The organism is Kribbella qitaiheensis, from assembly GCF_042657745.1.
GTDB classification, from domain to species: domain Bacteria; phylum Actinomycetota; class Actinomycetes; order Propionibacteriales; family Kribbellaceae; genus Kribbella; species Kribbella qitaiheensis.
The window spans coordinates 64,099-84,772 of sequence record NZ_JBHSKE010000025.1; the positions used below are offsets into that span (position 1 = coordinate 64,099).

A 20,674-nucleotide genomic window follows, 5' to 3' on the forward strand; every position below is an offset into this window, starting at 1 on the left:
GCCTGGCTAGCTAGAAGGTGTCGGCGGGGACGTAGACGCCCCATACCTCGCGAAGGGCGTTGGAGACCTCGCCGACGGTGGCGCGCGCCCGGAGGGCTTCCTTCATCGGGTAGAGGCAGTTGTCCGAGCCGCGGGCGGCCGCCTGCAACTCGAGCAGCGCCTTGTCGACGGCTGCCTGATCGCGCTCGGCGCGGAGCCGGGCGAGCCGGTCCACCTGCTGCGCCTCGATCGCCGGATCGACCCGGAGCGGCTCGTACGGCTCCTCCTCGGCGACCCTGAACTTGTTCAGCCCGACGACGACCCGCTCGGCCGAGTCGATCTGCTGCGCGATCCGGTACGCCGAGCGCTCGATCTCCTGCTTCTGGAATCCCTTCTCGATGGCCGCGACGGCACCACCGAACTCCTCCACCCGGTCCATCAACTCCCGGGCGGCGGCCTCCACCTCGTCGGTGAGCGACTCCACGACGTACGAGCCGGCGAAGGGATCCACCGTGGCGGTCACGTCGGTCTCGTAGGCGAGCACCTGCTGGGTCCGCAGCGCGAGGCGGGCGGCCTTCTCGGTGGGGAGCGCGATCGCCTCGTCGTAGGAGTTGGTGTGCAGGGACTGGGTGCCGCCGAGCACCGCCGCGAGACCCTGGATCGCGACCCGGACGAGGTTCACCTCGGGCTGCTGCGCGGTCAGCTGTACTCCGGCCGTCTGCGTGTGGAATCGCAGCATCAGGGACTTCGGGTTCTTCGCGCCGAACTCGTCGCGCATCACCTGCGCCCAGATCCGCCGCGCCGCACGGAACTTGGCGACCTCTTCGAGCAACGTAGTACGGGAGACGAAGAAGAAGGACAGGCGCGGTGCGAAGGTGTCCACGTCGAGGCCGGCCGCCACCGCGGTACGGACGTATTCGATGCCGTCGGCAAGAGTGAAGGCGATCTCCTGCGCGGGCGTCGCACCCGCCTCGGCCATGTGGTAGCCGGAGATCGAGATCGTGTTCCAGCGCGGCAGCTCGGTCTGGCAGTAGGCGAAGATGTCGCTGATCAGCCGCAGCGACTCCTTCGGCGGGTAGATGTAGGTGCCGCGGGCGATGTACTCCTTCAGCACGTCGTTCTGGATCGTGCCGGTCAGCTTGTCGCCGGAGACGCCCTGCTCCTCGGCCACCAGTTGGTAGAGCAGCAACAGCACCGAGCCGGGCGCGTTGATGGTCATCGAGGTGGACACCTGGTCCAGCGGGATCCGGTCGAACAGCACCCGCATGTCGTCGATCGAGTCGATCGCCACCCCGACCTTGCCGACCTCGCCGTGCGCGATCGCGGCGTCGGAGTCGTACCCCATCTGGGTCGGCAGGTCGAACGCGACGGACAGCCCCATCGTGCCCGCGTCGATCAGCTGGTGGTACCGCTGGTTCGACTCGGCCGCGGTCCCGAACCCGGCGTACTGCCGCATCGTCCAGGGCCGCTGCGTGTACATCGTCGGGTAGACACCCCGGGTGAACGGAAACTCCCCGGGCGCACCCAACTTCGCCGCGGGATCGAACCCTTCGAGCCGGTCGGGCCCATACACGGGCTCGAAGTCCCACCCGGACTCGGTTTGATGGCTCATCCCCCCACGGTAGTGGGACCACGCCCGCACTGGTATGCACCGGCGGGTGAGATCGCGCACGCCACCCCTGTGCGTTCCAGCACAGTCCCGGCGATAGATTCACGGGCGCGCTCTCGCCGATGCGTTGCGCGGACGGGGTATGGAATGCAGCGCGCGCTTCACCGGCGCGGACGGCGGGCAGGCCGGCTGCTTCACCTTCCGGGCAGCGGACCAGCTCGTTTTCGAGGTCGTCTTCCAGCATCAGCCAGACGGCACCGTCCTCAACTTGAACGTCATGGTGGAGGGCCCAAGGGCGTGGAAACCGGCCCGGCTCTGAAGGATCTCGCCAGCGCCGTCGCTCCGGTCGTCTTCCCCGCGGACCAGGCCGAGCTGACCACAACTTTCCGAACCTCGGTGGGAGGAGCGTTGTCCCTGTCCTGGGGCGACTTCGAGATCGTCGGGATCGGTCCGCGCGGCAGCCTCAGCGCGTCCAAGGCCGGCAGCACGCCGATCAAGGTGCCGGTACTCCGGTTCGACGTTCCCGAGGTTGGTCTGGCCGACGGCCTACGTGCCGATGGGTTCAGCTGCGCTCCCGACAACCAGAGCTGCCAGGGCAAGCCGGGCCTGACGGTGCAGATGATGGGCCCGGACACCGGAATCACGTACTTCGTCGTCGGCGGGCCGACCCAGCAGGCCTTCGCTGACCTGCACGCCAAGGTCCTCGGGCACCTGCGTGGCGACGCGGTCGAGCCCCTGCGCCGCTGGCTGGCCGAACACCTCGACGGGCGGTCGCATCTCGCCTACGTGGCCGGCTGGCGAGTCGAGCTGCGAGTGCTTCGCGGCAAGCCGGTACTGACCGTGAGGAACGAAGAGGTCTGGCAAGTACCTGAGTGAGGTCAAACGACGTGCTCGGCCCGCGAGCCTTCCGGCTTTGCTCGCCAGTGAGATTCCTTCTAATGTGACCGTGTTTCGGGGAAATGACCTTCGTACCTTGTGCAGCTTCACGGCCGGACTCGGCTGGGACACCTGAAAGCGGAGTATTGATGCGCCTGCGTGGAATCGCCCTTGGGGGCTTGGCCCTGCTCACCATGGTCTCGACCGGGGTGGTGCTGGCCGGGTCCAGCTCCGCGGACGAGCCGGAGCTGCTGAAGAGCGTCGGAACCCAGCTGCCGGTGCAGGACTTCCGGGCGATCGAGCTCGACGAGGATCGTGGACGGCTCTACCTGGCGCAGGGTGCGGGAAGCGACCTGCCGCTGGTGGTCACGGACCTCGACGGCGTACTGAAGACCAAGGTCCCGGCAGTGACCGGCGCCTCCGACGTCGTGCTGAGCGACGACCTCGGCACCCTGCTGGTGACGCAGGACTTCGACCATGTCACTGCGGTGGACGCCGACACTTTGGTGCCGTCGGCAAGGTACGACGCTCCGGCCGGTGCCTGCGTCTACAGCGCCGAACCGGCCGGCGACAAGATCGTCGGGGCGTACGTCGACTGCGGCATCGGGTCGGGCGGCCTGCTGGTCTGGTCAACACCGAACACGGCACCCGTCGTCTACACAGGTGGACCGAACTACCACCCGGTGATCGACGCCAGCCCCGGCGGCCGCGGCCTCATCGTCGCCGGTGACACCGGCTATTCACCCGTCAGTACGTACGTCATCGACGTCTCCGGTGCCACCCCGACGATCGTCAGCAAGCGCGACAACACCGGCAGCAACCTGATCGACTACGCGCTCAGCCCCGACGGCACCGAGGTCGTCGAGACGGTTGGCAGCCCATACGAGCACCACTCGTACCGGCTGCCCGACCTGTCCGACGCCACCGTCTACCCCAGCGGCGTCTATCCGGGTGATGCGGCATGGTCCGGCGACAGCTCCACCGTCGCCGTCGCCCGCTCCAACACCGGCTCCAACGACGCTGACGTGCTCTTCTACGCCAAGGGCAGCACCACCCCGACGTACGCCGTCGACTTTCGCCGCGGCGACGTGCTCTGGCAGGGCACCCTGCTGGTGAACTCCGCCGGCACCCGCGCCTGGGCCGTCACCTACGACGACGTCTACCAGAACACCCAGCTGCTCCACTCCTTCGGCCCGTCCCACCCGCCGAAGGCCCCCACCACAGACATCGACATCACCGCCCGTACCGGCTCCGGCAAGAACAAGAGCACCGCATACGTCACGGTCACCTGGACCTCACCGATGTCCCGCCCGGGCGGCTCCACCAACCAGCAGTTCCTCCGCGTCTACGCGAGCACCGACGGCGCCACCGAACGCCTCATCGGCAACCCCGAACTCACCGCGACCGGCACCTACACCACCACCTACGCCCTCCCCCGAGGAACCACCACCTTGACCGCTCGCTACACAGACTTCGAAAACTGGTACCCCTCCGCCTCTCCCACCACCAGCCTCACCCGATGACGCGAACTCACCTGCAGGTCGGCCTCCGGCTACCGCGGCTACTTCCCCGCCGTCCAACTCATCAGCCCGATCTAGAGTCGGCACGAAGCCTGGCGTTCAGGGGTGGTTTGCCGGTGGGTGGTTACTGGTCACTCCCTGGTCATCAAACGGCCGCAGACGCGTCTACCGGGCATCGACGACGTGTCACGAGACAGTCGCCGAGGGTTCATGCGGGGTGGGGAACCTCCGGAGTGTGCGCATAGTGATGGTCGCCGAGTCCTTCCTGCCGCAGATCAATGGCGTCGCGAACACGGTTCGCCACGTCGCCGACCGGCTGCTGGCCCGCGGGCACCAGCTGCTGATCATTGCCGCCGGCCCCGGTCCCGACAGCTACCACGGCGTCCGGGTGCTCCGGGCCCGCAGCTTCGGGATCCCCGGCTACAAAGAGTTCCCGGTCGGCCTACCCGACCCCGCGATCGAACGGGCGATGGCCGACTTCAAGCCGGACCTCGTTCACCTGGCGTCTCCCTTCATCCTCGGCGCCTACGGCCTGCGCAGCGCGCGACGGCTCGGGCTGCCCACGGTCGCCGTGTTCCAGACGGACCTGGCCGGCTTCGCCCGGCAGTACCCCTGGTTCGCCAAGGCGGACCGTGGCGTACAGCGTTGGGTACGCCGGGTCCACTCGCGGGCGGATCGGACGCTCGCACCCTCGTCGGCGTCGATGGCCCAGTTGATCCAGGCGGGCGTCCCACGCGTGCACCACTGGGGCCGGGGCGTGAACCTCGACCTCTTCGATCCGGCCAACCGCGACGAGCAGTGGCGCCGCGAGATCTCCCCCGACGGCAAGCCGATCGTCGGGTACGCCGGCCGGCTCGCGGCGGAGAAGAAGGTACGGCGGCTCGCCGAGCTGAGCGAGCTCGACTGCCACGTGGTGGTAGTCGGCGACGGCCCGGACCGCGCGTCCCTGGAGAACTCGTTGCCGAAGGCCACCTTCCTGGGGATGCGCCGGGGAGCGGACCTGGCGTCGATCTTCGCCGGGCTGGACGTGTTCGTGCACACTGGCGAGCATGAGACGTTCTGCCAGACCATCCAGGAGGCCCAGGCCTCCGGCGTCGCCACGGTGGGACCGGCGGCCGGTGGACCGCTCGACCTGATCCGCCCCGGCGACACCGGCCTGCTCTTCGAACCGGGCCAACCGGGCTCGCTACGTCAGGCGGTCGAACGGCTGCTGGACAACCCGGCCGAACGCCAGACGATCGCGAAGGCAGGGCAGCGCAGGGTGCAGACGAGGACCTGGCCGGCGGTGGTCGATGACCTGGTCGACCGGCACTACGCCGAGGTCCTGCTCGAGGTCGCGGCCCTCCGACAGGCCGCCTGATGCTCCGGATCGCGCAGTTGGCGAACTTCGTCGGCCCGACCTCCGGCGGGATGCGGACCGCGATCGAACACCTCGGCCAGGGGTACTGCGAGGCCGGTGCGGAGCGGATCCTCATCACTCCCGGCGAACGCGACAGCGTCACCGAGACCGAGGCCGGCACGGTGGTCCGGATGAAGGCCCCCAAGGTCGGCGGCGGTTACCGCCTGATCACGGATCCGTGGCGGGTGATCGATGCGCTGGAACGTTTCCGCCCCACCACGGTGGAGATCTCGGACAAGTCCACTTTGTTGCCAGTGGCAAGGTGGGCGCGGAAGAACGAGATCGGCTCGGTCCTCTTCAGCCACGAGCGACTCGACGCCATGCTGTCCCTCCGCACCGGCCGTCAGCTGGGGGTCGCGGCCGGGGTCGGAGTCCTCTACCGCCTGCTGAGCCGCACGTACGACGCTGTGGTGGTCACCTCCCGCTATGCGGCGGCCGAGTTCGACGAGGTCACGACACCGCTGGTCCGGATCCCGCTGGGCGTCGACCTGGACACGTTCCACCCGTCCCGGGCGACACCGGCCGACGACGGCATCCTCAAGCTCGTCCACGCGGGCAGGCTGTCCCGCGAGAAGAGCCCGCACCTGGCCGTCGCGACTGCCGCCGAGCTCCACCGCCGCGGCGTCCCACTCCGGATGGACGTCTACGGCTCGGGACCGCACCTCGACGAACTCATCGCGATCGCCGGCCGGGCCCCCGTCGTCTTCCACGGGTACGTCGATGGTCGAGTCACCCTGGCTCGTCACCTGGCCGAGGCGGACATCGCCTTGTCGGTCTGCCCGGGCGAGACGTTCGGCCTCGCGGTGCTGGAGGCGCTGGCGGCAGGGACGCCGGTGGTCACGGCCGACACGGGTGGTGCTCGCGAACTCGTGGACGCGACCTGCGGGCGCTGGGGACGCCCGACCCCCGCGGCGCTGGCGGACGCAGTACTGGAACTGGCGACCGTGCCGGGTCGTAGAGCCGCAGCCCGACAAAGAGCTGAGCTCTACGACTGGGACTCCTGCGTGCAGCACATGCTCAAACTGCACACCCGTCTGGCCCAGGCTCGCCTCGCTGCGTAGACCCCCTTCGTTGCACAAAGCTGCAACGGACTTGCGGTGAGCTCGTGTTCCGCGATATCTCTTCCCTTCTCTCGCCGGTGCGTCGGGGTGTGCGCCGGACTCCCCTGCCCTGGAGATTCAATGCGCCGCGCCCGTAGGTCTTTCGTGCTCCGCTATGCCCTGGCCGCGGCTCTCGCAGCCATCACCGTGCCGTTCATCGCCCACGCGGCCTTCGGCGACGAGGCCGTGGCCACACCGGTTGCCCAGGTGTTCCCGACCCGCCAGGGCATCGGCATCGTCTGGGACGAGATCGATGCCACCGGCTATCGCGTCGAGCGCAAGGAGACCGCCGACTGGCAGGATGTGAGCGGTACTCTCACCGCCTCGACAACCACCTGGATCGACGAGTCCATCGCCGCTGGAGCCACCGCCGAGTACCGCGTCGTCGCAACCTCCGACGCCGACCCCGCCACCAGTCAGGCGGTCACCGCCACTCGCGTCGCCGAAGCTCCGGCCATCGGCGACATCGACGTACTGGCACTCGACGCGAATCGCGGCGCCGGGTTCACCTGGCTCCAGGACGAAACCGCGGGCCCAGTCACGGCTTCGGCACCGGCTGACGGGTCCCGGACCCTTTCCGCCGGCTCGCTCAAGGTCAAGCTGCCGGCCTTCGTCGCCGGCCCGGGCATCTACAACCTGCCCCAGACTGCGGTCGCGCTGACCCAAGGCGACCGGACGTGCACCACGGACGGCGTACTCCGGGTCACAGCGGTCAGCTACACGCCGGACCTGCAACTCGAGACGCTCGCGGCGTCCCTGGGCGCCTGGTCGTGCGCGGGCTCCGCCATCACCGCGATGGTCGAGATCCGCTACCAGAGCGCGATCGGTTATCAAGCCCTCTCCGTGACACCGACCAAGCTGGACGCCGGCCGGGTCATGGTCGGAAGCTCCAAGGCCTTCGCGGTGACCTTGAAGAACACCGGCACCGAGCCCGTGCAGTTCGGCAACATGGCGTTCAGCGGTTCAGCATCGCCGGACTGGACGTTGTCCCGCGCTTGCGACCTGCGATTGCCCGCCGGCGACTCCTGCACCGCGACGGTGACGTTCGAGCCACGGGAGGGACGGGACGACTACTGGGCCAGACTGGTGATCGGCGACTCCACGGCCCTCCACCAGCACACAGTCGAGATGGTCGGCACGGGCACCTCGCTGCCCAAGGCCCCGCAGGTCTTCAACGTCATGTCCACCTACCGGGGTCTCACCTTGGTGTGGCAGACCTGGAAGTCCGCGGGCGGTACGCCGGTGCGCGGCTACTTCGTGCACCGCTACCTGGACGGTCAGGAGAAGACGCAGTGGGTCGACCCGGCCCCGGACGGACAGGAATGGGTCTCGGTTGCCGATCCCTCGCCGAAGCCGGGGACGGAGTACGCGCTCTCGGTCGTCAACGAGATCGGGGAAGGCCCGACCGGGCCCCGGGTGAAGGCGACTCGCCCGGCAGCCCAGATCGCTCTGACCGACGGCAAGCCGGCTGAACTGCTGGCGGCCGTGTTGGCCGGCTACGTCGTGCCTTTCGTAGACCCCCGCGGCTCCATCCAGCCGAAGGAAGCTGTCACCAGCGCGCCGGACGGCCGTTCGCTCGCGTACGTGACGAGCAACTTCGACAAGATCCTGTGGACTCAGCGCGTGCAACCGAGCGAGGTCGGCGTACCGGTGAAGCTGTGGACGTCGCCGACCGGATCGCCGATCACCCACCTGTCCTGGTCCCCGGACGGCACGCGGATCGCCTTCCAGTCACCTGAGAACGGCACGCCCTGTGTCTACGTCATCGCCGCTGCCGGTGGTACGGCGGAGAAGGTCGCCTGCGACCTGACCAGCCCGAGCTGGATGCCGGACGCGCAGACCCTGGTCGTCGTCGACCGCCGGCTCCAGGGCGACGACCGCTTCACCCGCATCCAGGCGAAACCGGGCGGCGCCACGGTGGCGACCTTGCCGGCCGCGACGGCAGCCGCGGACGGCATGCCGGTCCGCGTCTCACCTGACGGCCGACTGGTCGCGTTCGGCTCCGAGCGCAACGTCAAGCTCGTCGACTTCACATCGGACAAGGTGTCGTCCAGTCCGCCACTGGAGTCGACGGTCCGCTCGATCAGCTGGAATCCGGAGGGCGGCAGTCTGCTGGCACTGAGTGGCAACGATCAGATGTTCACCATCTACACCGACAGGGTGGACTGGAATCCGATCAAGCTGGCGAACAGCGACGTTCCAGGCCAGCGGCTGGACATGGCCTGGCAGCGGCTCGGGCCGACGATCGCGCCGACACCGGCCGTCGTGGGCCCTCGGGCCTCCATCGCCTTCGACGCCTCGGCTCTGCTGCCGGGTACGACGTTCACCTGCTCCGCCGGAGGAACTACGCAGACCGCGTGCACTTCGCCGTACACCGCAACGGGCCTGCGTTCGGGAGAGAACACGGTGACCATCACCGCCACGGAGCCCGACGGCCGGGTGACCAAGGCGTTCCGGCTGCTCACCGCGGACGACACCGCGCCGGTGGCTCGGATGGTGGCGCCGACGTACCAGGGGTCGACGGCCGCGACGGCGACGCTGAAGGTGAGCGCCACGGACGCCAACGGAGTCGCGGCGTACGACGTCCGGTACCGCAGGGCGTCGTTCGCCGGTCCTTACAGCGCCTACGTGCAGCCGTGGACGAACACCACCGCGACGTCGATGAACCTCTCGATCGCGGCCGGCTACGAGTACTGCGCCTCCGTTCGCGCGAAGGACAAGTTCGGCAACATCGGCCAGTGGAGTACGGACCGGTGCTTCTCGCGGCCGTTGGACGACCGGTCGATGACCACGGCCACGACCGGGTGGACGCGGGCGTCGTGGTCGGTGTTCTACTACGGGACTGCCACGCAGACGACGGCGTACGGGAAGGCGCTGACCCGGACGGTGCAAGGGAAGCGGTTCTTCCTGGTTGCGACCCGCTGTTCGACCTGTGGTTCGGTCGCGGTCTATGCCGGCAGCAAGTACCTGACGACGGTCAATCTCGCTGCAAGCACCACCCAGCGGCAGGTGCTGATCGGGCTACCGGTGCAGAGCACGCTGTTCAGCGGCACCCTGACCTTCAGCACCCGGTCCACGGGCAAGCTCGTTCAGATCGACGGCCTCGCGGTAGGCCGCACCTGACCTGCGGCCGGACGCCCCGTCGGACAGCGGGGCGTCCGGACAGCGCTCAGGTCAGATGGTCGTAGTCGCCGCGGGCCCACGCCGCGTGGCGGTCGGCCGAGCGGCGTACGACGGCGCGCGCGTCGGTCGGGATCGAGGCGCCGAAGTTGCCGTAGAGGCGGTCGTAGGAGAACACGTCCAGTGACTTGGCCACCCGGTCGACGACCGCGCCGGACAGCGGGATCCGGTTCGGGTAGCTGCGCATGAAGCTCACCGAGGTGCGGTCCGGGTTCGCGAAGATGGTGTCGCCGGCCAGGATCACTCCCTTGCCCTCGGCCCCCTCCGCCCAGTGCACCACCGCGCTGCCCGGGAAGTGCCCGCCGGGCTGGATCAGGGTGATGCCGGGCAGCAGGTCGAGCGTTCCCGACCAGGTCCGGATCACCGGGTCCTGCCGAGCCACCCACTCCTTGTCCGCCTCGGAGATGTAGACCGGGACGTCACCCAGCCGGTGGCTCCACTCGACCTGGACGCCGTACATGTGCGGGTGGCTCGCGATGATCGCGGCCACCTCGCCCAGCTCGCGGACCCGGGCGACCGCGTCGTCGTCCAGGTAGCCGATCGGGTCCCAGAGCAGGTTTCCCTCGGCCGTGCTGACGAGCATCGACTGCTGCCCGATCCCCGCGCCCGGCTCGGAGGTCAGCCCGTGCAGACTGGCCTCGACCTCCTTGAGCTTCACCTTGTACCCCGCGGCGGACAGCTCCTCCAGCGTGGTCCAGTGCTGGCCGTCGGCGGGCACCCACTGCCGCTCGTCGGCGCAGATGGCACAAACCTCGACCTGTTCCGAGTGCTCGACCGCGCAGGTCTCGCAGATCCAGAAACTCACTGTCATCGCCTCCCCAATCGTGTCCTGCCTCACGCTAGGCCGCGAGAGGGGCGTTCGCCATGGTCCAATCGAGCACCGCGCCGGCAGGCCACTTCGAGGCCCGCGACCCTCGTCGAGAGCGATGTCACACGTGAGCGGTCCAGAACGGGCGCGGAGCGGCGATAGCATCAAGAACGGCCTGGTTCCCCTTCCGGGCCGAGCCGATCGCGGCCCCTTTGCTGACCTGACGCCCCGGAGTCGCCGCGCGCACCGGCTGAGGTTCGTCGTCCGATCGGAGGATCGGTTTGCCCAGCAAGCCGCTGAAACTTTCCCCAGGGACCCTCTACCGCGGCCACGAGGGCATGTGGTCATGGGTGGCGCACCGGATCACCGGCGTCGGGATCTTCTTCTTCCTCCTGGTGCACGTGCTGGACACCGCGCTGGTGCGGGTCTCGCCGGAGGCCTACAACGAGGTCATCGGCACGTACAAGAACCCGATCGTCGGACTGATGGAGGTCGGGCTGGTCGGGGCGATCCTGTTCCACGCCTTCAACGGCATCCGGCTGATCCTGGTGGACTTCTGGGCCAAGGGCCCGCGCAACCAGCGCAAGCTGATGATCGGCGTCGGCGTCATCTGGGTGGTCCTGTTCGTGCCGTTCGTGATCCGGCACCTGACCCACGTGTTCGGAGGCTGAGATGACGACCCCCGAGATCGCCCAGCCGCGCTCGTCCAGCCGGTCCCGCTCGCTCAAGGGCGGTGGCCGGAACCGATCCGGCCAGACCAACTTCGAGCTCTACAGCTGGCTGTTCATGCGGCTGTCCGGGCTCGCCCTGGTGGTGCTGGTGCTCGGCCACCTGTTCGTGAACCTGATGCTCGGCGGCGGCATCACCGCGCTCGACTTCGGCTTCGTGGCCGGCAAGTGGGCCAACCCGCTCTGGCAGGTCTGGGACCTGCTGATGCTGTGGCTGGCCATGCTGCACGGCACCAACGGCCTGCGCACGATCATCAACGACTACGCCGAGAAGGACCAGACCAGGTTCTGGCTGAAGAGCCTGTTGATCACCGCCTCGCTCGTGATCGTCGTACTCGGCACTCTGGTCATCTTCACCTTCGACCCCTGCCTCGACCCCAGCTCCACGCTGTCGGTCTGCAAGTAAGGACAGTTTCAGATGCAGCGGCATCAGTACGACGTCGTGATCGTCGGCGCGGGTGGCGCGGGGATGCGCGCCGCCCTGGAGTCCAGCAAGCGGACCCGGACCGCGGTGCTCACCAAGCTCTACCCGACCCGGTCCCACACCGGCGCGGCCCAGGGCGGCATGTGCGCCGCGCTGGCCAACGTCGAGGAGGACAACTGGGAGTGGCACACCTTCGACACGGTCAAGGGTGGCGACTTCCTGGTCGACCAGGACGCGGCCGAGGTGATGTGCCGCGAGGCCGTCGACGCGGTGCTCGACCTGGAGAAGATGGGCCTGCCGTTCAACCGGACGGCCGAGGGCAAGATCGACCAGCGGTTCTTCGGCGGTCACACCCGCAACCACGGTGAGGCCGTCGTACGGCGCTCCTGCTTCGCGGCGGACCGCACCGGCCACATGATCCTGCAGACGCTCTACCAGCAGTGCATCAAGCAGAACGTCGAGTTCTTCAACGAGTTCTACGTGCTTGACCTGCTGATGGTCGGCGGTCGCGCGACCGGCGTGGTCGCCTACGAACTGGCCACTGGCGAGCTGCACATCTTCTCGGCGAAGTCGATCGTGTTCGCGTCCGGCGGCTTCGGCAAGGTCTTCCGGACCACCTCGAACGCGCACACCCTGACCGGTGACGGGATGGGCATCGTCTGGCGCAAGGGCCTGCCGCTGGAGGACATGGAGTTCTTCCAGTTCCACCCGACCGGCCTGGCCGGGCTCGGCGTACTGCTCTCGGAGGCCGCCCGCGGTGAGGGCGGAATCCTGCGCAACAAGGACAACGAGCGCTTCATGGAGCGGTACGCGCCGACCGTGAAGGACCTCGCACCGCGCGACATGGTGGCCCGGGCGATGGCGAACGAAGTACGCGAAGGCCGTGGCTGCGGCCCGGACGGCGCGTACGTGATGCTCGACCTGACCCACCTGGAGCCGGCGCACATCGACGCGAAGCTCCCGGACATCACCGAGTTCGCCCGCACCTACCTGGGCGTGGAGCCGTACACCGAGCAGATCCCGGTGTTCCCGACCGCGCACTACGCGATGGGCGGCATCCCGACCAACATCAAGGGCGAGGCGCTGGCGAACAACGAGGACGTCATCCCCGGCCTGTACGCCGCGGGCGAGGTCGCCTGCGTCTCCGTGCACGGCGCGAACCGGCTGGGCACGAACTCGCTGCTCGACATCAACGTGTTCGGCCGCCGCGCCGGGATCGCCGCCGCGGAGTACGCCGGGACCGCCTCCTTCGAGGAGCTGCCCGAGCAGCCGGAGACCTTCGTGGTCGACCTGATCGAGGGGATGCGCAACGCGACCGGCGACGAGCGGGTGGCCGCGATCCGCGCCGACCTGCAGGCCACGATGGACCTGAACGCGCAGGTGTACCGGACCGAGGGCTCGCTGAAGCAGGCGCTGACCGACATCGAGGCGCTCAAGCTGCGCTTCGAGAACGTGGCCGTGCAGGACAAGGGCAAGCGGTTCAACACCGACCTGCTCGAGGCGGTCGAGCTGGGCTTCCTGATCGACCTGGCCGAAGTACTGGTCGTCTCCGCGCTGGCCCGCAAGGAGTCCCGCGGCGGTCACTTCCGCGAGGACTACGACAAGCGCGACGACGTGAACTTCATGCGGCACACGATGGCCTACCGGTCGATCGATGCTGAGGGCAACGTGAATATCCGGCTCGACTACAAGCCGGTCGTGCAGACTCGCTACAAGCCGATGGAGCGGAAGTACTGATGGACGTCAAGGTCAAGATCCTTCGGTACAACCCCGAGGTCGCCGACGAGGCCGAGTGGAAGACCTACTCGGTCACCCTGCAGCCGACCGACCGGGTCCTCGACGCGCTGCACAAGATCAAGTGGGAGCAGGACGGCACCCTGACCTTCCGGCGCTCCTGCGCGCACGGGGTCTGCGGCTCGGACGCGATGCGGATCAACGGCCGCAACCGGCTGGCCTGCAAGACGCTGATCAAGGACCTGAGCCCGGAGAAAGAGATCACCGTCGAGCCGATCAAGGGCCTGCCGGTGCTCAAGGACCTGGTCGTCGACATGGAACCGTTCTTCGACGCCTACCGCGCGATCATGCCGTTCCTGGTCACCGACGGCCACGAGCCGAGCCGGGAGCGGATCCAGTCCCAGGCCGACCGCGAGCGCTTCGACGACACCACCAAGTGCATCCTGTGCGCCGCCTGTACGACGTCCTGCCCGGTCTTCTGGTCCGACGGCCAGTACTTCGGCCCGCAGGCGATCGTCGGCGCGCACCGGTTCATCTTCGACAGCCGCGACGAGGGCACCGAGCAGCGGCTGGAGATCCTGAACGACAAGGAGGGTGTCTGGCGCTGCCGGACCACCTTCAACTGCACCGAGGCCTGCCCCCGCGGCATCGAGGTCACCAAGGCCATCCAGGAGGTCAAGCGCGCCCTGATCTTCCGCCGCGTCTGATCCAACCCGCTTTGCGTCCGAAGAACCGAGGGCTCTGACCCTCCGTTCTTCGGACGTTGCGATTTGGGATGCGGTCAGGGGTGCATGCGGGCGCCCTTGAGGGTTTTGTCTACGGCGTTTTTCGGGCCGTAGAGGGCGATGCCGACGACGTCGAGCTCGTCGCGGGCGACGGCTCGCACGGCGGCGCGGTTGTCGCGGTCGTTGCCGGTGGCAAACAGATCGTGGGTGAAGACGGAGTGTTCGAGTCCCCGGCCCAGCGCCCGCTGGTGGGCGACCGCCATGAACTCCTTCGACCCCTCGAACACCAGCACCGGCTGCCGGAACATCGGCAGGTACCGCGTCCCGTCGGCATCCTCGTACGGCTCCCCGACCACCTCCGGCCGCGTCCCCGCGATCCCACTCACCAGGAACGCCGTCACATTCAGCCGCTGCCAACTCGCCAGGTCGTCCCTGAGCAACACCGCGATCTTCGTGTCGAAGCGAACAGGCCCGTCAATCTCGTTATCCACAACCCCAAATCTGCCCCCGAACCCAGCCCCGGGTCTTGTACGTTCTAAACCACCCGCCAGGCCCCATACTGTCGCCCATGGACTGGACGAAACTGCCGAAGCCCCGCCTCCTGGCCGCGGCCTACGTACTGGCTTTCCTGAGCTGGCTCGTCGGGGTGCTGGTGATCATCTACAGCCAGGCCACCGGAGCCGAAGGCACCCAGCTGACCATCGGCATCGTCCTGTTCGCCATCGGCCAGGCGATCATCACCGCCCTCGCCTTCGCCCTCCGCACGCCGACCACCAACCCCCGCGACGCTTTTCCCCGCGCCTGGAATCGCCTGAACCTGGGCCTCGAACTCCCCGCCGCCCTGCACCTGATCCGCACCCGCTGAAAGCCCGGCATGGCCAGACAGACACTGCCGTCGGCTTGAGGCGTTGACGCAAGTTCAGCAGTACGGCGGGTTGGTGGTGACGGCGGTCGCTACGCGGAGGTAGAGGTTGAAGAGGCGGTAGAGCGTCGGCATCGGGCCGGTGAGCTCCACCGTGCGGTCGTCGCGTTTGGTGACGCCGGGGATGGCGATCAGGTGGGCGGGGACCGAGGCGGACTGCCAGCGGACGGCGAGGTGGTGGTCCTCGCCCGCGTCGGCGGCAGCGAGTGGCGCGATGGCGGCCAGGGCGTCTTCGGTGGTGGATTCGATGGCGGCGCGGGCCTCGAAGCCGGGGACCAGTTGGGCAGCGAAGCGGTCCTTCGCGTGCTTGACCGGAACCGTGGCGATGAAGGGGTCCCAGGCGACCGCCTCGTCGCAGGCGGCGTCGTCGCCGGTGAGCAGGGCGACCGGGACACCCAGCGCGGTGGCGGTCGACTGGAAGAGGCCGATCTCGCCGGTCAGGCGGTCGTCCAGCCAGATGTCCTCGATCTCGTGGCCCATGAAGCTGTGGCTGAGCACCCCGAGCACGCCGGCGCGCGCGTGGAATCCGACGCAGAGGGCGGCGTCGTACTCGCGGGTGAGGCCCTCGATCATGCCCATGGGCTTCGGACGGCCCTTGATCAGCAGGGCCCGGTGGTCGAGCAGGTCGGGCAGGATGTTCCGCATCGGGCCGTGCGCGTCGTTCACCAGCACCGACTCCGCACCGGCCGCGTAGGCGCCCCGGATCGCCGCGTTCACGTCCTCGGTCATCATCACCCGGCCGCGCTCGTAGTCGCGGCCCCCTGGTTGGACGTCCTCCGCGTCGACCAGTCCGGTGATGCCTTCCATGTCCGCGCTGATGTAGACCTTCAACACTCCACCTTCCGTCCGTGACCCGGACCCTCATTCTGTCGGAGGCCGGGTACCGTCGATCAGGTGGACGGCACCGCGCAGCTCAGCGCCTGGCGGCCCGCACTCAGCGGAGTCGTCGAGGTCCTGCACGCGTACTTCCCGTCCCACGCCTACCCGAGCCACACCCACGACGCGTGGACCGTGCTGATCGTGGACGAGGGCGCCGTGCAGTACGACCTGGATCACCGCGAGCACGGCCTGTCCCAGGCGCAGGTGTCCCTGCTACCGCCGAACGTGCCGCACGACGGCCGTTCGGTCCGTCCCGAGGGATTCCGCAAGCGAGTCCTCTACCTGGAGCCCGACCGGCTCGGCGACGGCCTGATCGGCGCCGCGGTGGATCAGCCCGAGTACGTGGATCCGGTGCTCCGCCACCGCATTCACCAGTTGCACGGCGTACTCGTCGACGGGCGGGAGGACTTCGAGGCGCAGAGTCGCCTGACGCTGATCGAGGAGCGCCTCAGCCAGCACCTGCGCCGCCAGGTCACCGATCCGCCTGTACGCCGGGACGCGGGCGTGGCCGCCAAACTGCGCGAGGTGCTCGACGGGCATCTGCCGACCGGGATCACCCTCGACGAGGCGTCGAAGCTCGTGCACGCGCACCCGGCGCATCTGGTCCGCGCGTTCAGCCGGGAGTACGGGATGCCGCCGCACCGCTACCTGACCGGCCGGCGGGTCGACCTGGCCAGGCGGTACCTGCTGGCCGGGCGGCCACCGGCGGAGGTCGCGGGCCTGGCCGGTTTCTACGACCAGTCGCACCTGAACCGGCACTTCCGCAAGATGCTCGGGGTCAGCCCGAGCCGCTTCGTCAGGCCTTGACCTCAACAGATCGATCACCTTGGCCGGACCGCTCGGCCTGCGCCGCCTTGTAGGCGCGGACTCCCCAAGTGCCGAGCAGGGCGGCGATCAGCAGGTTCACCACGATCAGCACCGTGTGCGCGACGTAGTACCCGGTGGGGCGGCCCGACGTACCGGCCAGGTTCTTGATGAAGGTCACGTAGGTGACGACGTTCCAGACGGCGATCCCGATCAGGACCAGGGCATGCTTTCGCTCGAGCTTCACCACGCCATTGTCCCCCGGACGGCGTAGCGGGGCGGCCGCGCCCCAGGACTGGTCAGTGTCAAGACCCGCCGCGGTCGACGGTGCGGAGCAGCTGGGTCCGGTTGGCCACGCCGAAGCGGCGGTACAGCCGGGTGAGCTGCGACTCGACCGCCTTGACGCTCAGGTACAGCGCGGCGGCGATCTCGCGGTTGGTCGAGCCGTCGCGGACCATCGCGACGATCTGCAGCTCGTTGTCGGTCAGCTCGGACGGCTGCCGGCTCCGGCTCGGTACGTCGAGTCGCGCGAGCTCGGTCTCGGCCACCTCGCGCCAGGCGGGTGCTCCGAACGCCTCGAACTGCTCGATCGCGTCCAGGAACGCGGTCCGCGCCACCGACCTGCGACGGGCCTGCCGCGCCACCCGGCCCCGGGTCAGCTCGCAGCGCGCGAGGTCGAGTGGGTAGACCCGGACGCCCGCGCTGCTGATGGTCTTCTCCAGGAGCTCCAGCGCGGCGGCCGGATCGCCCTGCTTGGCGATCAGCAGCGCCTCGGAGCGAGCCAGGCCGACCCGGATCACACCGCGATCGAGGGTCTCCGCACGCTCGCGGATCTCCGCGATCAGCGCCGCGGCGTCGTCCAGCCGCCCAGCGGCGACCAGCGCCTCCGCGTAGTCGGCGTGCCAGGGGATCACGGCCGGGTCGTACGGCATCGCGGCCTCGACCGACTCGGCGATCGCGTCGAACGCCTCGACGGCTCGCTGCGGGTCACCTGTCAGCACTCCGACCAGGCCGACCGCGGCCAGCGCCGGGCCGGTCCACTCGTCGTTGCCGATCAGCTTGACGCCTTCCAGCGCTGCCTCGGCCAGCTCGCGCGCCAACGTCGCCGACCCGCCGGCCCACTCCGCACGGCTGGCGATCACCATGCCGACCTCGGGCTCGTCGCCCAGGTCCTGCATCAGCTGGTAGCACTCGTGGCCCGCGGCCAGGGCCTCCGCTCCGTGGCCGCTGCGCTCGTAGATCGCGGTCGCGGAGATCAGCACGGACGCCAGCCAGCGGATCGCGCCACCGGCCCGGACCTCCTCGACCAGCGAGCTGATCGCGGCGATCGCCTCGTCGGTCCGGCCGCGGAACAGCTCGCGCATCGCCGCCATCTGCCGCGCGTTGACAACCGTCTTGGTGAGCGGCAGCCCGCCCGCGAGCTCGGCCGCCTGCTCCAACAGGGCGTCCGAGGTCTGCTCGCCGCCACGGGCGATCTGGACCGAACTGGCCGCGCTCAACGCGTCCACGATGGCCTCGGTGTCTCCGCACTTGCGGGCCAGCCCCTCGGCCACCCGGGCGTCCTCCTGAGCTGCGTCGAGGCTGCGGTCGAAGTACGCGCTGTGGCTGCGCATGATCCGGACCCGCGCCTCCAGCCGGTCGTCGCCGACCGCCGCTTCGAAGGCTTCGGCGAGCAATTCGATCCGGTGCTCCCGCTCGGGCCAGGCTGCGTCCACCAGGAGCAGCAACGCGGACACCTTGGTGTCCGGACGAGTAGCGGCCTGTACTGCGAGGCGCGCCATCTCGGCGGACTCGACGAGGTGCCCGGCCGCGGCGGCTGCGTCTGCGGCGCTGCTCAACCTGCGGGCCTGGTCGTCCCGGTCCTCGGTCGGGGTGCGCTCAGCCGCGAGCCGCCAGAGCGTCGCCGCGGCGCCGAGCGCGCCACGGCCGCCCGCGACCACCGCCGCCTCCTCGATGGCGGTGGCGAGGTCTGCGTCCGCCTCCTGGGTCGCCAGAGCCCTGTGCGTCGCGTTCTCGACCGGCTCGTCGACCACCGCGGCCAGCTGGGCGTGAGCCTGCCGACGAGCCGCGGACGTCGCCTCGGCGTACACGAACTCCCGGAGCAGCGGGTGGGAGAACCGCAGCCGCTCGGAGGAGACGTCGATCAGCCCGAGCCCCTCGGCCTCAGCGAGTTCGGCGTCGACTGGACGGTCGAGGGATTGGGCGAGCTGGGTGGTGGTCGGCCGCGGCGACGTCGCAGCGTGCAGGAGCAACTCGTACGCGGCTGGGCTGAGGTCTGCCATCCGGTCGCCGAGCAGCGTCTTCAGCCGGCTCGACACCGGCAGCGGGTCGTTCGGCGAGACTCCCTGCGGGTGGCGCAGCACGGCCCGGCCCAGCTCCAGTGCCATGAACGGGTTCCCGGCGCTGGCGGTGAAGATCCGCCGCGCAGTGCGCACCGGGAGCGGGCTGGACAACCGGTTGCGCAGCAGAGCCAGTACGTCGGGCTCGGCCAGCGGCGGGACTTCCAGCTGCAGCACGGGCTCAGGGCACGCCTCGGCCATCACCGGCAGGTCCCCGTCCGCCACCTGTTCCGTGGCGAGCATGTGGACGCCTTCGGTCAGCCGGCGCGCGCAGAACGTCAGGACTTCCAGACTGGACGGGTCGACCCACTGGATGTCGTCCACGACGAGCAGCACCGGCCCGGACGCCGCCAGGCGCCGCAGTACGTGGAGCACCGCGAGGCGGACGGCCAGCTCGTCCCGCACGGTGTCGGGGGCGCTGGCCTTGAGCAGCGCGACCTCGAGAGGCTGCCGGAGGTGGTCCGGCAGCACCTGCCAGGCGAGCTCGAGCTGGTTGGACAGGAGATCGAGGAGCGTGACATACGGCAGACCGGCCTCGCTCTGCGACGGCGCGGCGCTGAGGACCCGGCAACCGGCCCGGGTGCGTTCAGCGACCAGCGCCCGGCCGGCGGCGGACTTCCCGATCCCGGTCGGGCCGTAGAGCAGCACGCTGCCACTGGTCTCGAGCTGCTTCTTGGCACGCTCGACCAGTCCGGCGCGCCCGACCAGCTCGTCGTCAGTCATCGATCCACATTCTCCCCGAAGGTTTACCCTCGCTGATATCACAGCCGAACGCCACCGGACACGGCGAGTGTCACATATCGACAGCTGTCCGCCATCCTCCCGTTACCCATCTGTTCACCCCGGTCATCGTCCGCCGGTACCAGGTCGCCCGGCGTGTCGCGCCCGCAAGCACGCTGCTTCCCCATCGGTTCAGGTGAGGAAGGCTCGGAGGAGGGCGGCGGTGCCGGCCAGATGCTCGCCCATCGCCCGGCGCGCCGCGACCGGGTCGCCGGCCAGGATCGCCTCGACCACTGCCCGGTGCTGCTCGTCGGAGTGCACGATGTTGCGCTCGAGCAGCGGGATCGCGTCGAGCAGCGCGTTCAGGCGCATCCGGACGTCGGCGACGGCGGAGGTGAGCGACGGCGAGCCGCTCACCTCGGCGATGGCGAGATGCAGCCGGGAGTCCATCCGGCGGTAGTCGGCGAGCTTGGCGGCGTCCGTCTCGGCCAGGCAGCGGCACAGGTGCTCGCGGTCGTCGGCGCTCAGCTCGCGGGAGGCAGCGGCCTCGGAGGCGCCCACCTCGACCGCGGAGCGGAGCACCAGCGCGTCCTCGAGGCCGCCACCGAGTTCTCGCGCCAGCCGCTTGGGGCCGACCCGCCGCGGCTTGGGCAGCCGCTCGTTGACGAAGGTCCCGCCGTACCGACCGCGGCGGGACTCGACGTACCCGGCCTCGGTCAGCGCGCGGATCGCCTCCCGGAGGGTGACCCGGGAGACGCTCAGCCGGGCGGCCAGGTCGCGCTCGGACGGCAGCCGGTCGCCCGGCCCGACGACCCCGAGCTTGATTGCCTGGAGCAAGCGTTCGACGGTCTCCTCGAACGGGTTGCCGGCCCGGACCGGGCGGAACAACGCCTCACCCGCGCGGATGCCGCCGTCCTGCTGGCTCACC

General features: G+C 69.2%; 19 protein-coding genes. 12 read left to right on the plus strand and 7 right to left on the minus strand.

Annotated elements, in window-relative coordinates; all coding sequences use genetic code 11:
- Nucleotides 1–10: 10 nt before the first annotated feature.
- On the minus strand, nucleotides 11–1,591 hold the full coding sequence (locus ACFPJ1_RS20290; protein WP_380105976.1) for an acyl-CoA mutase large subunit family protein: 1,581 nt from the start codon (nucleotides 1,589–1,591) through the stop codon (nucleotides 11–13).
- A gap of 139 nt (nucleotides 1,592–1,730) precedes the next feature.
- Between ACFPJ1_RS20290 and ACFPJ1_RS20295 the strand changes: the two genes are divergently transcribed.
- The 6 genes from ACFPJ1_RS20295 (at nucleotide 1,731) to ACFPJ1_RS20320 (ending at nucleotide 9,606) form a co-directional block, all read left to right on the plus strand.
- Nucleotides 1,731–1,907 (plus strand): hypothetical protein, encoded by a 177-nt coding sequence (locus ACFPJ1_RS20295; RefSeq protein ID WP_380105977.1) that lies wholly within the window; start codon nucleotides 1,731–1,733, stop codon nucleotides 1,905–1,907.
- Nucleotides 1,886–2,464: a hypothetical protein gene (locus ACFPJ1_RS20300; protein WP_380105978.1), complete on the plus strand. Its 579-nt coding sequence runs from the start codon at nucleotides 1,886–1,888 to the stop codon at nucleotides 2,462–2,464. Before ACFPJ1_RS20295 ends, ACFPJ1_RS20300 begins: the two co-directional genes overlap by 22 nt.
- A gap of 149 nt (nucleotides 2,465–2,613) precedes the next feature.
- Nucleotides 2,614–3,987, plus strand: coding sequence for a hypothetical protein (locus ACFPJ1_RS20305; protein ID WP_380105980.1), 1,374 nt, complete (start codon nucleotides 2,614–2,616; stop codon nucleotides 3,985–3,987).
- A 232-nt stretch (nucleotides 3,988–4,219) separates the two neighbouring features.
- Nucleotides 4,220–5,344: a glycosyltransferase family 4 protein gene (locus tag ACFPJ1_RS20310; RefSeq protein ID WP_380105982.1), complete on the plus strand. Its 1,125-nt coding sequence runs from the start codon at nucleotides 4,220–4,222 to the stop codon at nucleotides 5,342–5,344.
- Nucleotides 5,341–6,444, plus strand: a complete 1,104-nt coding sequence (locus ACFPJ1_RS20315) for a glycosyltransferase (protein ID WP_380106185.1) — start codon at nucleotides 5,341–5,343, stop codon at nucleotides 6,442–6,444. The genes ACFPJ1_RS20310 and ACFPJ1_RS20315 overlap by 4 nt, the downstream gene beginning before the upstream one ends.
- A 120-nt stretch (nucleotides 6,445–6,564) precedes the next feature.
- Entirely contained in the window at nucleotides 6,565–9,606 is a 3,042-nt protein-coding gene (locus ACFPJ1_RS20320) for a choice-of-anchor D domain-containing protein (RefSeq protein ID WP_380105984.1), read from the plus strand.
- 46 nt (nucleotides 9,607–9,652) lie between these two features.
- On the opposite strand, the gene ACFPJ1_RS20325 is transcribed toward ACFPJ1_RS20320, so the two are convergent.
- The gene (locus ACFPJ1_RS20325) at nucleotides 9,653–10,468 is read right to left on the minus strand and encodes an MBL fold metallo-hydrolase (RefSeq protein WP_380105986.1); all 816 of its coding nucleotides are present in this window, start codon (nucleotides 10,466–10,468) and stop codon (nucleotides 9,653–9,655) included.
- Between the two features lie 284 nt (nucleotides 10,469–10,752).
- Between ACFPJ1_RS20325 and sdhC the strand changes: the two genes are divergently transcribed.
- Genes sdhC through ACFPJ1_RS20345 form a run of 4 tightly spaced genes read left to right on the plus strand, consistent with a single transcriptional unit; the run spans nucleotide 10,753 to nucleotide 14,064 of the window.
- On the plus strand, nucleotides 10,753–11,142 hold the full coding sequence (gene sdhC, locus ACFPJ1_RS20330) for a succinate dehydrogenase, cytochrome b556 subunit (protein ID WP_465261079.1): 390 nt from the start codon (nucleotides 10,753–10,755) through the stop codon (nucleotides 11,140–11,142).
- 1 nt (nucleotide 11,143) lies between these two features.
- Nucleotides 11,144–11,605, plus strand: coding sequence for a succinate dehydrogenase hydrophobic membrane anchor subunit (locus ACFPJ1_RS20335; protein WP_380105988.1), 462 nt, complete (start codon nucleotides 11,144–11,146; stop codon nucleotides 11,603–11,605).
- 12 nt (nucleotides 11,606–11,617) lie between these two features.
- Nucleotides 11,618–13,360, plus strand: coding sequence for a succinate dehydrogenase flavoprotein subunit (sdhA, locus tag ACFPJ1_RS20340; RefSeq protein WP_380105990.1), 1,743 nt, complete (start codon nucleotides 11,618–11,620; stop codon nucleotides 13,358–13,360).
- Nucleotides 13,360–14,064: a succinate dehydrogenase iron-sulfur subunit gene (locus ACFPJ1_RS20345; protein WP_380105991.1), complete on the plus strand. Its 705-nt coding sequence runs from the start codon at nucleotides 13,360–13,362 to the stop codon at nucleotides 14,062–14,064. Before sdhA ends, ACFPJ1_RS20345 begins: the two co-directional genes overlap by 1 nt.
- 74 nt (nucleotides 14,065–14,138) lie before the next feature.
- Here ACFPJ1_RS20345 and ACFPJ1_RS20350 read toward each other — a convergent pair whose 3' ends face one another.
- Entirely contained in the window at nucleotides 14,139–14,573 is a 435-nt protein-coding gene (locus ACFPJ1_RS20350; RefSeq protein WP_380105992.1) for a DUF2000 family protein, read from the minus strand.
- A 77-nt stretch (nucleotides 14,574–14,650) separates the two neighbouring features.
- Here ACFPJ1_RS20350 and ACFPJ1_RS20355 point away from each other — a divergent pair, with 77 nt between their 5' ends.
- Nucleotides 14,651–14,947, plus strand: a complete 297-nt coding sequence (locus ACFPJ1_RS20355) for a hypothetical protein (RefSeq protein WP_380105994.1) — start codon at nucleotides 14,651–14,653, stop codon at nucleotides 14,945–14,947.
- 54 nt (nucleotides 14,948–15,001) lie between these two features.
- Here the strand turns inward: ACFPJ1_RS20355 and ACFPJ1_RS20360 are convergent, their stop codons facing one another.
- Complete coding sequence (locus ACFPJ1_RS20360) at nucleotides 15,002–15,835, minus strand: M55 family metallopeptidase (protein ID WP_380105995.1); 834 nt, start codon at nucleotides 15,833–15,835, stop codon at nucleotides 15,002–15,004.
- Nucleotides 15,836–15,898: 63 nt separating this feature from the next.
- Between ACFPJ1_RS20360 and ACFPJ1_RS20365 the strand changes: the two genes are divergently transcribed.
- A complete protein-coding gene (locus ACFPJ1_RS20365; RefSeq protein WP_380105996.1) occupies nucleotides 15,899–16,690 on the plus strand; it encodes an AraC family transcriptional regulator in 792 nt (263 codons plus the stop codon).
- Here ACFPJ1_RS20365 and ACFPJ1_RS20370 read toward each other — a convergent pair.
- The 3 genes from ACFPJ1_RS20370 to ACFPJ1_RS20380 form a co-directional block, all read right to left on the minus strand.
- Nucleotides 16,680–16,934: an SCO4848 family membrane protein gene (locus tag ACFPJ1_RS20370; RefSeq protein WP_380105997.1), complete on the minus strand. Its 255-nt coding sequence runs from the start codon at nucleotides 16,932–16,934 to the stop codon at nucleotides 16,680–16,682. The two genes, ACFPJ1_RS20365 and ACFPJ1_RS20370, sit on opposite strands and share 11 nt — an antisense overlap.
- A gap of 58 nt (nucleotides 16,935–16,992) precedes the next feature.
- The gene (locus ACFPJ1_RS20375) at nucleotides 16,993–19,749 is read right to left on the minus strand and encodes a helix-turn-helix transcriptional regulator (RefSeq protein WP_380105999.1); all 2,757 of its coding nucleotides are present in this window, start codon (nucleotides 19,747–19,749) and stop codon (nucleotides 16,993–16,995) included.
- A gap of 189 nt (nucleotides 19,750–19,938) precedes the next feature.
- Nucleotides 19,939–20,673 (minus strand): FadR/GntR family transcriptional regulator, encoded by a 735-nt coding sequence (locus ACFPJ1_RS20380; protein ID WP_380106001.1) that lies wholly within the window; start codon nucleotides 20,671–20,673, stop codon nucleotides 19,939–19,941.
- Between the last annotated feature and the right edge of the window lies 1 nt (nucleotide 20,674).

Bases quoted from the DNA above. Each gene is read 5' to 3' on its own strand.
- ACFPJ1_RS20290 (WP_380105976.1), bottom strand. From the start codon at position 1,591: ATGAGCCATCAAACCGAGTCCGGGTGGGACTTCGAGCCCGTGTATGGG.
- ACFPJ1_RS20295 (WP_380105977.1), top strand. From the start codon at position 1,731: ATGGAATGCAGCGCGCGCTTCACCGGCGCGGACGGCGGGCAGGCCGGC.
- ACFPJ1_RS20305 (WP_380105980.1), top strand. From the start codon at position 2,614: ATGCGCCTGCGTGGAATCGCCCTTGGGGGCTTGGCCCTGCTCACCATG.
- ACFPJ1_RS20320 (WP_380105984.1), top strand. From the start codon at position 6,565: ATGCGCCGCGCCCGTAGGTCTTTCGTGCTCCGCTATGCCCTGGCCGCG.
- ACFPJ1_RS20335 (WP_380105988.1), top strand. From the start codon at position 11,144: ATGACGACCCCCGAGATCGCCCAGCCGCGCTCGTCCAGCCGGTCCCGC.
- sdhA (WP_380105990.1), top strand. From the start codon at position 11,618: ATGCAGCGGCATCAGTACGACGTCGTGATCGTCGGCGCGGGTGGCGCG.
- ACFPJ1_RS20345 (WP_380105991.1), top strand. From the start codon at position 13,360: ATGGACGTCAAGGTCAAGATCCTTCGGTACAACCCCGAGGTCGCCGAC.
- ACFPJ1_RS20355 (WP_380105994.1), top strand. From the start codon at position 14,651: ATGGACTGGACGAAACTGCCGAAGCCCCGCCTCCTGGCCGCGGCCTAC.
- ACFPJ1_RS20375 (WP_380105999.1), bottom strand. From the start codon at position 19,749: ATGACTGACGACGAGCTGGTCGGGCGCGCCGGACTGGTCGAGCGTGCC.